This window comes from Mesorhizobium sp. M1C.F.Ca.ET.210.01.1.1 (assembly GCF_004791585.1).
Lineage (GTDB): Bacteria > Pseudomonadota > Alphaproteobacteria > Rhizobiales > Rhizobiaceae > Mesorhizobium.
Window position 1 is genome coordinate 50,950 of the sequence record NZ_SRUU01000020.1, and the last position, 13,214, is coordinate 64,163.

Genomic DNA, 13,214 nt, shown 5'->3' on the forward strand with positions numbered 1-13,214 from the left:
GCACAAAAATATGCCAAACGCGACACCCGCTGTTGGTAACGTAAGGGAAGGGGCCTCGGTTGAGCGCGGCTGGTGAGATAAAAGGGATGACTCCTCCAGATATTCGATCGCGAAAAGGCCAGACGCCACTTGTATGCTTGACGGCCTACACCACGCCGGTCGCGAGGCTGCTCGATCGCCACTGCGACATCGTTCTTGTCGGCGACAGCGTCGGCATGGTGCTGCACGGCCTGTCGTCGACGCTGGGGGTCACGCTCGACATGATGATCATGCACGGACAGGCCGTTCGCCGCGGCCTTGAACACGCGCTGATGGTCGTCGACCTGCCCTTCGGTTCCTACGAGGAAAGCCCAGAGCACGCTTTCGGCAACGCTGCGCGCGTGATGGGTGAGACCGGTTGTTCAGCGGTAAAGATCGAGGGCGGCGAGACCATCTCGGAAACCATCCGCTTCCTTACCGCGCGCGGCGTACCTGTCATGGCCCATGTGGGCCTGACGCCGCAGGCGGTAAACACGTTTGGAGGCTATCGTGTGCAGGGCCGGGGAGCCGATGCAGAGCGGATCAGGCGCGACGCCAGGGCGGTAACCGAAGCGGGCGCCTTCTCCTTGGTGCTGGAAAAGATACCGGAGCAGCTTGCACGGCAGATAACCGCCGATATCGACATACCCACAATCGGCATCGGTGCCTCGCCAGCTTGCGACGGCCAGATTCTGGTGAGCCACGATATGCTCGGGCTCTTCACCTCATTTCGGCCGAAGTTCGTCAAACGCTATGCCGAGCTCGGTGAGCAGGCTGAGGCGGCAATCGCCGCTTACGCCACCGATGTGCGGAACCGGCACTTTCCGGCGGTCGAACATCTCTATGTCAACGCCTTGAAGGCCGGTGACTTCACATGAGCGTGCCGATCGCTCGAACCGTGAGCGAGCTGCGCGGCGTCGTTGCGCAATGGCGTCGCTCGGGTGCCACGATCGGTATTGTGCCGACCATGGGAGCCTTGCACGACGGGCATCTGAGCCTCGTGCGGAAGGCGCTCGAAAGGGCCGAGCGGGTGATCGTGACGCTGTTCGTAAACCCCAAGCAGTTCAACAGCCCCGCCGACCTGATTGCCTACCCTCGGACGGAAAGCGACGATGCGCCGATGCAGCGGAAATACGCAAATGTTTGATTCATGCATCAATCACCTCACAGATTCAGTTCCACAAAGAAAAACACCGGCGTCTTCAAAAGAGCCCCGCTAGCGCGGTGACGGTTCGCGGCGACATGACGAGTTCCACTTCCCCATCGACAAGCTATTGGGAGATGAGCCGCCGGACCGCATATCCGGGACCGCACATAAGGTGAACCACCATTGCTCATCCGGCTGCATTTTCCTGGGCCGTTCGACGAGGCGTTCCAGCCGAATTGACGTCCAATGACTTGATCTCTGAAAGGGCAGGGCGGTACGAATCACCCGATTGTTCCGCTGCTTACATTCCTGCGAGCTTGTGTATGAACGATTAAAGCGTGCCCGAGCCGTTCTTGGTGGCCGCCGCAGAAGGGAATCATGTCATCCGCTGCCTATCGTAGGCGGCGCGACTTCTAGCATGACTGCACTGCCCCGACAGGGCTTTGCAATCGCGCGTTTCGAAGCCTATGCTTTGGCATCGGCCGGCATTTACTTCGGTGCAGCCGACAGTAAGACGTACGCGCTCTTGCCCCGTTGGAAGAGAGCCTTGCCCGATCCCTCTTTCGCGACCAGGTGCTGAAGCCCTCACCCCGCAGGACTTCGCGCTTTTGCGACCATCGCTGCATCACGTCGAACCGGGCATCAAGGACCAGTTGGAGGTCGCGCATCAGCCGATCAAGAACGTATATTTTCCCGAGAGGGGCATCGCGTCGGTGGTCGCCACCATGACCGGCGGGCGGCAAGGTGAAGTCGGCATTGTCGGCTATGACGGGATGAAAGGAATTGCCGTCATTCTCGGAAAGGAAAGCACTACCTGGCGCCTGCCGGTTGAAAACCTTCGCCCTGCGATTAGCCCGTCGCTTCGCACCTCAGTGCTGGATTATGCCCACGCGTTCCTCGTCCAATCATGCCGGACGGCACTGGTCAATGGCCACTCCAAGATCGAAGAACGGCTGGCCCGCTGGCAGCTGATGGTCCACGACCGTGCGGAAGGAGATAAGATCCTCCCGACGCATGAATTTCTGGCGACCATGCTCGCGCCCACCGCCCGGGGTCACCACGGCCCTGCAAATGCTTGAGTATCGAGGACTGGTGCACGCCAAGCGCGGCGAGATCACGATCATCGACCGTGCCGGATTGATAAAGCTCACACATGGCGCTTATGACAAGGAGGAGCAGCGTTATTTCGGCCTGGCCGCTGCCTGAAGCATGTCGGTTGAAACGGGTTCAGCCGACGTCTCCTTGCCCCTCACCAGGTCGCCCAAAAGCATCAGCGGTTTTGAACGAATCGCAGCTATTGTCCGCAATCGGACATAGGCTTGAAGGCGGTCGAATTCGTGCCATAAGTCGGGTTGGTCAGGGTTCAGGGAGGAATTCGTCATGACCAATTCGTTTCACACCGTCACCGTCGAAAAAGCCGCAGAAGCCTATGTCCTTTCCAGGGGAAGGGTCCGCTTTCTCTCCATGGCGCAGGCGATCCGCGCCATCCGAACACTAATGCCGGCATGCAAGGCCACCGACCGCGAGTTGGAGGAACTGTTGGCGGCCGCTTCCTTCGTTCATGGCGTGCCCGTCGCCTTCGACACAAAAACAGCCGATGGTGTAGAACCACGGCTGCATTCCTAAGAGGGCATGCCGCGCCATGCAGACTGTCAGAGGGCATTCGTCAGATGGTAGTCCGCTAACTTAACTGCAGAGTCTAAAGGACGTGTTCCAGCATTGCGAACTCACCGATCGCTTTGTTGCCAAAGCTGCCAGCAAGCGATCGCCTCATCCAGCCGTTTGCACCATCTCATCACAGACATCATCGCGATGCTACCTGTCCAGCATATGTCCAGCATTTCGCAAGGCGGCCAGAAGGAGCCTCGCATAGCCTGTGACATCGATCTGGGCCTGCATCGAAAGGGGCATGCTGGTCCAGTTCTCCAACGGTGCAATGAAAGGTGAGAAGGTGCCATTGACTAGGCAACAACAGCTAACAAGGCCCTCTCGGTCCAATGCCACCACACCGATCTTGTCGCCTGGATATCCAATGGCTGCGACTCGCTGGACCTCCAGGTCACCGTCCACCCGCACGTCAAAAAGAAGGCTACCACGGCTCCTCGTGGCTATCTCAGCCGCCTTCTCATCAAAGCTTGAAGAGAGCAAGCGGACGCTTTCCACCGCCATCTGGAAAATCACCAAATCCAGTTCATTCACGGCCATATGGGCATTTCCGCGCAACGGGTGGTGATTGCAATGACACATACTGCTTGTTCACAGATGTCGGTCACGAACGATCATTCGTCGGGTTCCGGTTCCGACCAACGGTGTCGCCACCTGATCGTGCTGCGGTTCGAACCTTCCGAACGCGAGCCGAGCGCGCTATGAGGTTGGAGTCTAGGTCTCGGACCCTGCCTCGCGGCCTTCTCATCTTTGGCAGACCCGTTGCAACGCCGCCGCGATGGCGCAAACGCCAGATGACGCTGATCCATCGCTTGATCGTGAACTGAGCTTCTGAACACCATTGGGACAGCAGGGTGGAAGGGCTTGACCAACGCTGCCCCCGTTTTCCAAGAGGACCCGTCCTCGATTGAATCTTTCGAGCCCCGTGCGGCGCGCAGCCAAATGATGACGATCTGGACTCAGCTCGCAGACCGCAAGGCAAAGAGGGAACCTTCCAGGCAGCCAAGCTGCTCGACGCAAAGAGCGGCCTTTGGAGTTCCCAAGAATCGACCCTTCCATAGTTGCGACAGGCAACCACTGCACGAGTGTGGGAGAGCGAATCGCAAGCATTGCGTGAGGTCCTGCGCGTTTTCCCCTCTTTGCTATTTGGCACATCGTTTGCGCCGAAGTGGGCGCAGCGTTCGACCGGAGCACTGCATGGGAGAGGGAGGAGCCCCACCCCGATCCGGTCAAGGAGAGAGACGGTGTTGGTTCCAAGAGTTCCCCGCGCGATCGCAGCGCCCCGCAAGCGCCATTTTGCCCGGACCTACGTGCAGGTACTTGCCGCCATAATCCTGGGTGCCGCAATCGGCTATTTCCATTTGGAGACCGGCCACAGCCTGAAGCCGCTCGGCGATGCCTTCGTCGATGTCGTCAAGATAATCACCGTACCTGTCATCTTCCTGACAATGGCGACCGGCATTGCCGGCATGAGCGATCTGCAGAAGGTCGGCCGAGTTGCCGCCAAGGCGATGGTCTATTTTCTCACCTTTTCGACGCTCGCTTTTGTTGTCGGGCTGATTGTCGCGAATATCGTTCAGCCTGGCGCCGGCCTCAACATCGATCCGGCCTCGCTCGATGTCCAAGCCGTTAAGGGCTATGTGGCCACGGCTCACGAGCAGTCCGTGACCAGCTTCCTGATGAACATCATCCCGTCAACGATTGCCAATGCCTTCGCGGAAGGCGACATCCTGCAAGTCTTGTTCCTCTCGGTCCTGTTCGGCGCGGTCTGCCGCTACAACGGCCGCTCGCTCTTCTCTCTCGTCCGATACATCAAGGACGAGCTGCTGCTCGCAATGTCCTCCTCAGAGGCCGCGCTGGCCTCGCTCATGGAGAAGATGGAAAGGGCCGGCGCCACGCATTCGGTCGTGGGTCTCATTCCATTCAATCTGGACGGCACGAATATGATGCTCGCCGCCCTTTTCATCGCCCAAGCGACGAAAACTGATCTCCCGATCGGCTGCCGGATCCTCATGCTGTTTGTCGCATTGTTCCCTTCGAACGGAACAACCCGCATTACCGGTGCAGGCCTCGTCACAATGGCTGCAACGCTCTTTCTTGTTCCGGCCGCACCGGTCACCTCCGTGGGGCTTATTCTTGGCGTCGATCAGCTTATGTCCGAATGCCACGCGCTGACGGTTTTTCTCCGCAGCGTAGCGGCAACGCTGGCTGTCACCCGGTCCGGGGCGAGCGGGATAAACGACGATTCGGGGAGCGCCTCACTAGCGGACCGTTCAGCGCTCCGGCGGTGGACGGTCAAGTCGCCCGGCGTGGTGAACACAATTCCCCGTGCGAACGACGCTCAGCTATTGGGGTGGACCCGATGGCGCAAAGCCGTATTTGAGAAACCGCCAGATCGCACCGGCACCTGTGCGCCTGTAGCAACTGCGGGGCACGATCAAAACTGACCCATTTTACACCAAAAAGGCGGCCGTTGCTGCCACGCCGTCCATGGATTGGAGACTCATGTCTAAGCCGACTGCCATCACTGTCGCAGCTCTTCTTTTACTCCTCGCCTTGCTGGCGAGCCAATATAGCGCGAACCTGCACCGGCAGGCGTGGTCGACCGACAGGCAAAAGTGGAGCGGCGCATTCGACAACGATCTCCTTCGCCAATCGCCGGCAACCCGCAAGGCGATGCCGTTCTGGTCATATTCAATGACTACCACAACTGTCCGCATTGCAGACTGGCTGATATCAACTACCAAAAAGCCTTCAAGCATGAACCCAATCTGAAGCTTGTGATCAAACAGTTCCCGGTCCTGGGACCGGATTCCCAATTCCCAGCCTTCGCCGCACTCGCCTCGAGAAAACAGGGAAAGTTCGACGAATTCCACCGCGCCCTTATGATTTCCCCCAGTTGAAGGGTCACTCTCAAGATCGCAGCGCGTGTAGGCCTTGACGTTGAGCAGCTCAAGCGGGAATGCAAGATCCGGCCATCGCAGATGAAATGCGCGGTCCGCGCACTCGCGAAAGGTCTGCACTTAGACGGTACGCCCGCGTTGGTGGTCGGCGATATAGTGGTCGCCGACCTTGTGGACATGGCCAGCTTGCAACGCTTGCATCGCCGATGCGCGCTCAAAGCGTGCTGGCTCTCGTGCGGGGCAGCATCTGTAGACCGGCCACGCTGTTGTTGCCGGAGCGTGCCGTTTGTGGCAGCTGGCTTTGCTGTCGCTCCTCGTAATCTTGTTGCGGTCATCCAGCTGCCGTGGGCGCCAACAACAATCCTGAGCGCCCGCGCCTGAAGTCGCTGGCCGGGTGCTCGTGAACCGAGCCCGCTTTTCTTCGGCAAGCTCAGGCGGTCTTGGCCCTGCGGCATCGCCCCCTGGCGCGGGGCAGCCTTCGGCTGCTGACGGTCGCCGGCCTGTCGGCCGGCGTCTTTCTATTGTGGCCTTCCCCCTGGCGCAGGGTGGGCAGCACTCCCTTCTAGGCCCGCCGCGGCGTCCCGCAACCCTTCGCTTGTCGCTTTCGGGTCCTCCACTCCGTTCCGGTCCTGCTGATGCAGTCCGCCTCCGACGGCGGGCCTTTCCGGTCGCTTTTGCCGCCCACCCCGCTTCCGGGGAGGGCGCGCGATTGTAGAGCGGAGGACATCACGATGCGTGCAAACAACAAACGTTGCGGCAGCCGACAGGCTGGCGCAGACAGTGGCGGGCGCACCGGCGCCAGCCTTTATCAGGAAATCACCGACCGCATCATTGCCGAACTGGAGCGCGGCACCGTGCCATGGGTCAAGCCGTGGGGCAGGGCAAGGACAGGCCTCGGCCTGCCGCGGAATGCGGCCACCCAGCGCCGATATTCCGGCATCAATATCCTGATCCTGTGGGGCGCGGTCATCGAGCGCGGTTTCCCCAGCCAGAACTGGCTCACCTTCCGGCAGGCGCTTTCGCTTGGCGGCAATGTCAGGAAGGGCGAGCACGGCACCACCATCGTTCACGCTGACCGCTTTGTTCCCAAGAACGAAAAGCAACGCGCCGACACCGATGGCGACGAACCGCAGGCGGTGCCCTTCCTGAAGCGCTTCACCGTCTTCGATGTCGCGCAGTGCGATAATCTGCCCGAACATCTTTACGCCGCCGGCGAGCCTCTGCCTGAGCGCGAGATGGTCCCGCAGGCCGAGGCGCTCATTCATGCAACCGGCGCTGATTTTCGCATCGGCGGCGAGCGCGCCTTCTACATGCCCGGCAGCGACACCATACAGGTGCCGCCGCAGCCGGCTTTCTTCCACCAGATCGACTATTACCGGACCTGCTTTCACGAGCTTGGACACTGGACCGGCCACCCGAGGCGACTCGCGCGCGACCTGTCCGGCTCCTTCGGGTCCAACACCTATGCGCGCGAGGAACTGGTCGCCGAAATCGCATCAGCCTTCATCTGCAGCAGTCTCGGCATCGAGCCGAGCGTGCGCCATGCCGACTACATCGGCTCATGGCTGACGGTTTTGCGCGAGGACAACCGCGCCATCTTCCGCGCCGCAAGCCATGCCTCGAAAGCCGCCGATTTCCTGCTTGGCCGCAATGTCGATGTCGAAGGCGAGGCACATGCCGAAACCGCCTATGGGAGCGCGCAATCCTCACACGCGACCGCCTTGCGCCTCTGATGACGCAAAGCCGCGCGCAACCAACTCGACAGTTCTTTTGAGGTTGCCCTAACGCCGATGGCCGGCGTTGGCGTCGATCGTTCATCGGACCGAGGTTCGCAAAAAAAGAGGGCGGCATTGATGCCGCCCTCTCGTTGCGAAAGCTGCCAGAGCTGGATTAGAAATCCATGCCGCCCATGCCGCCCATGCCGCCGCCGCCCATGCCGCCAGGCATGCCGCCGCCAGCCGACTCCTTCTTCGGAGCCTCCGCGATCATGGCTTCGGTGGTGACCAGCAGGCCGGCGACCGAGGCCGCGTCCTGAAGAGCCGTACGGACAACCTTGACCGGATCGACGATACCCATGGCGATCATGTCGCCATACTCGCCGGTCTGGGCGTTGTAGCCGAAGGTCGCGCCCTTGTTCTCAAGGATCTTGCCGGCAACGATCGATGCTTCCGCACCGGCGTTGGCCGCGATCTGGCGGGCCGGAGCCTGAAGCGCACGACGCACGATGTTGATGCCGGCGGCCTGGTCGGCATTGACGCCGGTGGCCTTGATGTTGGCCGAAGCGCGCAGCAGCGCGACGCCACCACCAGCAACGATGCCTTCTTCGACGGCCGCGCGGGTCGCGTTGAGGGCGTCATCGACGCGGTCCTTCTTTTCCTTGACTTCGACTTCCGTCGCACCGCCGACGCGGATCACCGCAACGCCGCCGGCGAGCTTCGCCAGACGTTCCTGCAGCTTCTCCTTGTCGTAGTCCGAAGTGGTCTCTTCGATCTGCTGCTTGATCTGGGCGACGCGGCCCTGGATCTCGGCCTTCTTGCCGGCGCCGTCGACGATGGTGGTGTTCTCCTTGGAGATCGACACCTTCTTGGCGCGGCCGAGCATGTTGAGGCCGACGTTCTCGAGCTTGATGCCGAGGTCTTCCGAGATGACCTGGCCACCGGTGAGGATGGCGATGTCTTCCAGCATGGCCTTGCGGCGATCACCGAAGCCCGGCGCCTTGACGGCGGCGATCTTCAGGCCGCCACGCAGCTTGTTGACGACCAGCGTGGCCAGAGCCTCGCCTTCGACGTCTTCCGAGATGATGAGCAGCGGCTTCGAGGTCTGCACGACGGCTTCGAGAACCGGCAGCATGGCCTGGAGGTTGGACAGCTTCTTCTCGTGCAGGAGGATGTAGACGTCCTCGAGCTCGGCAACCATCTTGTCGGCGTTGGTGACGAAGTAGGGCGAGAGGTAGCCGCGGTCGAACTGCATGCCTTCGACGACTTCGAGTTCGGTCTCGGCGGTCTTGGCTTCCTCAACCGTGATGACGCCTTCGTTGCCGACCTTCTGCATCGCTTCGGCGATCATCTTGCCGACCGAAGCATCGCCGTTGCCGGCGATGGTGCCGACCTGGGCAACCTCTTCGGAGGTCTTGATCTTCTTGGCGTTCTTGATCAGGGTCGCAACGACGTCGGTTACCGCGAGGTCGATGCCGCGCTTCAGGTCCATCGGGTTCATGCCGGCGGCAACGGCCTTGTGGCCTTCCTGGACGATCGACTGCGCCAGAACGGTCGCGGTCGTGGTGCCGTCGCCAGCGATGTCGTTGGTCTTCGAAGCAACTTCGCGGACCATCTGCGCGCCCATGTTTTCGAACTTGTCCTCAAGCTCGATTTCCTTGGCGACGGTGACGCCGTCCTTGGTGATGCGCGGGGCGCCGAACGACTTGTCGATGACCACGTTGCGGCCCTTGGGGCCGAGCGTGACCTTCACCGCGTCAGCGAGGATGTTGACACCGCGCAGCATGCGCTCGCGGGCATCGCGGGAGAATTTTACGTCTTTGGCAGCCATTTTTAGCTCCTGGCAGGGGCTTCAATCGAGCCCGGGAATTCAGTTGACGAAAGGGCCTGATATGAGCCGATGATGCCCATGATGTCGGATTCCTTCATGATCAGAAGGTCTTCGCCATTGAGCTTGACTTCCGTGCCCGACCACTTGCTGAACAGGATGCGGTCGCCGGCCTTGACGTCCAGCGGGACCAGCTTGCCAGCTTCGTCACGAGCGCCGAAGCCGACAGCGATGATCTCGCCTTCCTGCGGCTTTTCCTTTGCCGTGTCGGGGATGATGATCCCGCCAGCGGTCTTGGATTCGGATTCGACCCGGCGAACGACCACGCGGTCATGCAGCGGGCGGAACTTCGACTTTGCCATTTTCGGATTTTTCCCTGGTGCGCTGTTGAGGGGTTTTTGTTAGCACTCGCGATGGACGAGTGCTAACGCGATAGTGAGGTAGGCTGTAAGCGGGCACTCGTCAAGACGGACGAGGGCAGGCGAGGAGCTCTGGCCCCCTCCCCGGTGGAACCCAACGCATACGCGGCATCCGCGTTGATGGCTGCGAGCCCCACATTTCCATTGAATTCGGCGTCATGACGCCAACTTGCTCGCGCCGCTTCCAAGTCGTCAGTCGTGCTGCCGTCAGCACGAACATAGGGCTGCGCTTCACTTCCCGTCGAAGCCGCGGCAAGCAGCGTCGCCGTCAGCACGCTCCTTTGCAGATGCTTGCCAAAGGTGGACAGTGAGCGCACCTGCGCCGGGCTGTTGGTGCGAACGTAAGACGTCATTGACAACTCCTTTTTGCAAGTCGAGCCCCTTCTCCACCTTCGGCCGCCGTCGACGCGAAGAAGTCCGCATCGCGTTGAAGACGAGCTGCGAAAAAGAGAAAGATGTGTTTGATGGCTGCGGCCCCAACGGTGCCTTCAGATTTGAGATCACTTCCGCCGCGAGCGGCTGAAGCTCCTCGCAACGTCAAATCGAATCTGCTGCCAAGCCTCCAGGAAAGGAGAGCATTGCTCATCTCGCGCTTGTGCATGCAGTCAACCTTCGATCCGTGTTGCCACATCAAGAGCAAATGCCGTGCCAAAGCTCACTGGGAAGTGAACGCATGGCTCTCCCTGAAAACCTCACAAATCCAGCATGGTCAATTGTGCGGAACCCGACATGCGTCTTCTGCCACTGTCAGCTTTCGGACAGGCATGACGCGTTTCGCGCCGACCACCGGTCGATCGGTTTTGGGGCCGGTCTGTTCGCCTCATAAGAGCGCGTTACATTGCGTAGCGGTTTCCCGAGCGCCGCCACATGACACTGGACCTGCAGGTAGCACCGGCTTCTCATCCAGCCTTACTTTGGCCCCCTCGCGTATCAAATTCCCGCTGGCGAGCCCTGCTTTCATAGATCGCACCATGCCGGATGTCTGCTCTGGCGCCCGACCCGCTGGCACGATCTCGATCCGGCATAAGGGCGCAGCATCTTTGCAGGCCGTTTCATCCCGGCGTCCTGCTTGGCTGACAGACCGCACTTGGCGAGCGGTCTCCATGCTCTCTCCAAGGACCATCCCTGCGGCTGGCTTGTCGACCTATGGGCGGGTCCGGCCGCCCGAAACCCTCGCGCCATCAGCTTTTTTCCCCGCCGCCTGCGGCGGCTTCCTCGCGCCGCTTCGCTCACAAAAAAGCTGCCCGCTCGGGTCCTTCACTGTCGCTGCGGCCCTGTCGGATTCAGGCGGTCCTGACGCGCCCATTACGGTGCGCCATCGCAGGGGATGGTCCCCGGCGAAACCACAAAAGGAGACTTCGAAATGACCGCGATCGGTTACGTCAACAAGCAGGAAAACGGCGCCTACAAGGGCCAGTTCAAGACGCTCAGCGTCCGCGCCGACATCGATATCGTCCCCAACCAGGCCAAGAGCGCCGATAACCATCCCGACTTCCGGGTGCTTACGCAAGGGGTCGAAGTCGGCGCTGGCTGGATCCGCACCGGCGAGACTTCCGGCAAGGATTATGTGAGCCTGTCGATTGCAGCGCCGGAGTTCGGACCGCGCAAGCTCTACGCCAATCTCGGCCGAGCCGCCGGCCAGGACGATCACGACACCTACGCCATCATCTGGAACCCGGCCGACTGACCGGCCGAGATAAGAGCCTCGCGCCGCAGCCCCGGCGCGGGGCTCATTCCCAGGAGTTCCACCCAAACCCCGTCCGCCCTAAAGGGCGGCGAAAACTCTCCCCCGACTCTTCGCCCGTCCCCGAGACGATCTCCCTCGCCCATCCTCGCCCTCGCTTGTCCGAAGCGAAACGAGGATCATCATGGACGACGAAAACGAACGCGCGGCCCGCGCGAAAAAGGGCAGCCCGTTTCTCAGCACAGCCCAAGCCGCCTTCTATATCGGGCTCTCCCAGCGCACGCTCGAAAAGATGCGGCTCAAGGGCGGCGGCCCGAAATTCCGCAAGCACGGCCGCTATGTCCGCTATCACATCGACGAACTCGACCATTGGTCGAAAGGACACCCGCAGCACTCCATCGCCGGCGATGGCAAGGCCGGTTCCGGCCAGGGCGGCACGGGAGGCCGTTCATGAGGCGGCGCCCTTCCATCCATCTGATCGGCAGCCGCCTGAGGCGTGTTCGAGCCCGTAAGACGGTCGCCTTGGCCGCGGCCGGTCTCGGTCTTTTGGGCTTCACGGCGCTGGGAAAGCCCGCCCCTTGGCTGGTCTGGAACGCCTCGGCCAGCGCGCCGATCGGCCTTTACCGCATCGCTGCGGGAGCGCTGGCGCGTGGCGATCTCGTGCTCGTGCGCCCGCCTGAATACGCGGCGTATCTCGCCGCCGAGCGCAGCTATCTGCCTCGCAATGTGCCGCTGGCAAAACGTCTTGCAGCGCTGCCGGACGATAATGTCTGCGCCTTCAATGACGCCATCATCATCGGCGGCGACATCGTCGCGCGCCGGCTCAAAATCGACGCCGAAGGCCGACCTTTGCCATGGTGGAACGGCTGCCGAGCGCTCGGGGATAACGAGGTTTTCCTGCTCGGCAGCGACAAAAACCGCTCCTTCGACAGCCGCTATTTCGGGCCTGTTCCCACTCAAAATGTCATCGGGAGGCTCGTACCACTATGGACCGAGTGACCCTCCTCTTGTTGGGCATGATCGCCATTGCGCCATGCGCCTGTTCCGCCTCGACCGGCGCTGAGCCGGTCGCCATCTCCCAAAGTCCGCAGCTGCGAAAGTGGCAGACGTTGGTATCGGAAGCAAGCCGGCGCTTCCATATTCCCCAAGCCTGGATCTATGCCGTCATGGCTGCCGAAAGCGGCGGCAAGACAATGCGCGGCGGCCGCCCCATCACCTCCCCCGCTGGCGCCATGGGCCTCATGCAGGTGATGCCCGGCACCTATGAAGAGATGCGGGTCGAACACGGCCTTGGGCCTAACCCCCACGATCCGCGCGACAATATCCTGGCCGGCACGGCCTATCTCAGTGCCATGTATGACCGCTTCGGATTTCCTGGCCTGTTTGGCGCCTACAATGCCGGTCCCGAGCGCTACGACGAGCATTTGAAGCGTGGCAAACCGCTGCCAGAAGAGACCGTCGAGTACCTCGACCAACTCAAGGCGGCCGGAGTTTCGGCGGCCGACATCGAGGCGTTCGAAAGCCAATCTGTCGCTCCAAAGGCGCAAATCGCTCCTCTCGGACGGTCGCTGTTCTTCATTCATGACGGTGTTCACTCAGGCGTGCGAAACGGCGATCTCTTCGTGCCGCTCGGCAAGGACGGCGCGCAGCCGAAGGAGCCGGTGCGTTAGCCATGGCGGACGGGGGCGCGTCTGGCGGGGCTGGGCGCGGAAGGCAAGATAAAGGTACCGCCTCCAGGAGGCGGTTAAATCTTTGTCTGCACATCGTTTTTCCGGGAGGCTGCCGCCGGTGCCAAGAGGGTTTGACGTGTAAGTGTCTGATTTTGCTTGATATGT

At 61.2% G+C, this 13,214-nt stretch carries 14 protein-coding genes and 2 pseudogenes; 11 read left to right on the top strand and 5 right to left on the bottom strand.

Annotation, left to right across the window (positions count from 1 at the left end; genetic code table 11):
* Positions 1-59 precede the first annotated feature (59 nt).
* The 5 genes and pseudogenes from panB (at position 60) to EN853_RS21525 (ending at position 2,791) form a co-directional block, all read left to right on the top strand.
* On the top strand, positions 60-896 hold the full coding sequence (gene panB, locus EN853_RS21510; RefSeq protein ID WP_126063927.1) for a 3-methyl-2-oxobutanoate hydroxymethyltransferase: 837 nt from the start codon (positions 60-62) through the stop codon (positions 894-896).
* Positions 893-1,135 (top strand): annotated as a pseudogene (locus EN853_RS21515) (pantoate--beta-alanine ligase); the annotation flags it as partial. The gene panB and the pseudogene EN853_RS21515, both read left to right, overlap by 4 nt.
* Before the next feature lie 638 nt (positions 1,136-1,773).
* Positions 1,774-2,244, top strand: a complete 471-nt coding sequence (locus EN853_RS21520; protein WP_245454734.1) for a hypothetical protein — start codon at positions 1,774-1,776, stop codon at positions 2,242-2,244.
* Positions 2,237-2,371, top strand: a complete 135-nt coding sequence (locus EN853_RS35130; protein ID WP_256754986.1) for a hypothetical protein — start codon at positions 2,237-2,239, stop codon at positions 2,369-2,371. The genes EN853_RS21520 and EN853_RS35130 overlap by 8 nt, the downstream gene beginning before the upstream one ends.
* A gap of 174 nt (positions 2,372-2,545) precedes the next feature.
* Positions 2,546-2,791 carry a hypothetical protein gene (locus EN853_RS21525; protein ID WP_063169243.1) on the top strand — a complete coding sequence of 82 codons (246 nt, stop codon included), beginning with the start codon at positions 2,546-2,548 and terminating at the stop codon, positions 2,789-2,791.
* A gap of 189 nt (positions 2,792-2,980) precedes the next feature.
* Here EN853_RS21525 and EN853_RS21530 read toward each other — a convergent pair whose 3' ends face one another.
* Positions 2,981-3,370 carry a hypothetical protein gene (locus EN853_RS21530; RefSeq protein WP_024505560.1) on the bottom strand — a complete coding sequence of 130 codons (390 nt, stop codon included), beginning with the start codon at positions 3,368-3,370 and terminating at the stop codon, positions 2,981-2,983.
* Between the two features lie 707 nt (positions 3,371-4,077).
* Here EN853_RS21530 and EN853_RS21535 point away from each other — a divergent pair.
* A complete protein-coding gene (locus EN853_RS21535; RefSeq protein WP_306462679.1) occupies positions 4,078-5,277 on the top strand; it encodes a cation:dicarboxylase symporter family transporter in 1,200 nt (399 codons plus the stop codon).
* Between the two features lie 6 nt (positions 5,278-5,283).
* Here the strand turns inward: EN853_RS21535 and EN853_RS34680 are convergent, their stop codons facing one another.
* Entirely contained in the window at positions 5,284-5,853 is a 570-nt protein-coding gene (locus EN853_RS34680; protein ID WP_245454735.1) for a hypothetical protein, read from the bottom strand.
* A 611-nt stretch (positions 5,854-6,464) separates the two neighbouring features.
* On the opposite strand from EN853_RS34680, the gene EN853_RS21545 reads away from it, so the two are divergent.
* Positions 6,465-7,466: a zincin-like metallopeptidase domain-containing protein gene (locus EN853_RS21545; protein WP_126059319.1), complete on the top strand. Its 1,002-nt coding sequence runs from the start codon at positions 6,465-6,467 to the stop codon at positions 7,464-7,466.
* 157 nt (positions 7,467-7,623) lie between these two features.
* Here the strand turns inward: EN853_RS21545 and groL are convergent, their stop codons facing one another.
* From groL to EN853_RS21560, 3 genes and pseudogenes are all read right to left on the bottom strand, one after another.
* Positions 7,624-9,279: a chaperonin GroEL gene (gene groL / locus EN853_RS21550; protein ID WP_126057772.1), complete on the bottom strand. Its 1,656-nt coding sequence runs from the start codon at positions 9,277-9,279 to the stop codon at positions 7,624-7,626.
* A 65-nt stretch (positions 9,280-9,344) separates the two neighbouring features.
* Positions 9,345-9,638: pseudogene (gene groES, locus EN853_RS21555) on the bottom strand (co-chaperone GroES); the annotation flags it as partial.
* Positions 9,639-9,700: 62 nt separating this feature from the next.
* A complete protein-coding gene (locus EN853_RS21560) occupies positions 9,701-10,048 on the bottom strand; it encodes a hypothetical protein (RefSeq protein WP_063169239.1) in 348 nt (115 codons plus the stop codon).
* 1,010 nt (positions 10,049-11,058) lie between these two features.
* Between EN853_RS21560 and EN853_RS21565 the strand changes: the two genes are divergently transcribed.
* The 4 genes from EN853_RS21565 to EN853_RS21580 all read left to right on the top strand — a co-directional run bounded on the left by EN853_RS21565 (position 11,059) and on the right by EN853_RS21580 (position 13,049).
* Entirely contained in the window at positions 11,059-11,382 is a 324-nt protein-coding gene (locus tag EN853_RS21565; protein WP_024505644.1) for a DUF736 domain-containing protein, read from the top strand.
* A gap of 181 nt (positions 11,383-11,563) precedes the next feature.
* Positions 11,564-11,833, top strand: a complete 270-nt coding sequence (locus tag EN853_RS21570; RefSeq protein ID WP_024505645.1) for a helix-turn-helix domain-containing protein — start codon at positions 11,564-11,566, stop codon at positions 11,831-11,833.
* Positions 11,834-11,925: 92 nt separating this feature from the next.
* Complete coding sequence (locus tag EN853_RS21575) at positions 11,926-12,378, top strand: S26 family signal peptidase (protein WP_244514236.1); 453 nt, start codon at positions 11,926-11,928, stop codon at positions 12,376-12,378.
* Positions 12,366-13,049, top strand: coding sequence for a lytic transglycosylase domain-containing protein (locus EN853_RS21580; protein ID WP_024505647.1), 684 nt, complete (start codon positions 12,366-12,368; stop codon positions 13,047-13,049). The genes EN853_RS21575 and EN853_RS21580 overlap by 13 nt, the downstream gene beginning before the upstream one ends.
* Positions 13,050-13,214 lie beyond the last annotated feature (165 nt).

Excerpts from the sequence above, each read along its gene's own strand:
- EN853_RS21545 (WP_126059319.1), top strand. The coding sequence starts at position 6,465 with ATGCGTGCAAACAACAAACGTTGCGGCAGCCGACAGGCTGGCGCAGAC.
- EN853_RS21580 (WP_024505647.1), top strand. The coding sequence starts at position 12,366 with ATGGACCGAGTGACCCTCCTCTTGTTGGGCATGATCGCCATTGCGCCA.
- EN853_RS21570 (WP_024505645.1), top strand. The coding sequence starts at position 11,564 with ATGGACGACGAAAACGAACGCGCGGCCCGCGCGAAAAAGGGCAGCCCG.
- groL (WP_126057772.1), bottom strand. The coding sequence starts at position 9,279 with ATGGCTGCCAAAGACGTAAAATTCTCCCGCGATGCCCGCGAGCGCATG.
- EN853_RS21560 (WP_063169239.1), bottom strand. The coding sequence starts at position 10,048 with ATGACGTCTTACGTTCGCACCAACAGCCCGGCGCAGGTGCGCTCACTG.
- EN853_RS21530 (WP_024505560.1), bottom strand. The coding sequence starts at position 3,370 with ATGGCCGTGAATGAACTGGATTTGGTGATTTTCCAGATGGCGGTGGAA.
- EN853_RS21565 (WP_024505644.1), top strand. The coding sequence starts at position 11,059 with ATGACCGCGATCGGTTACGTCAACAAGCAGGAAAACGGCGCCTACAAG.
- EN853_RS35130 (WP_256754986.1), top strand. The coding sequence starts at position 2,237 with ATGCTTGAGTATCGAGGACTGGTGCACGCCAAGCGCGGCGAGATCACG.
- EN853_RS21525 (WP_063169243.1), top strand. The coding sequence starts at position 2,546 with ATGACCAATTCGTTTCACACCGTCACCGTCGAAAAAGCCGCAGAAGCC.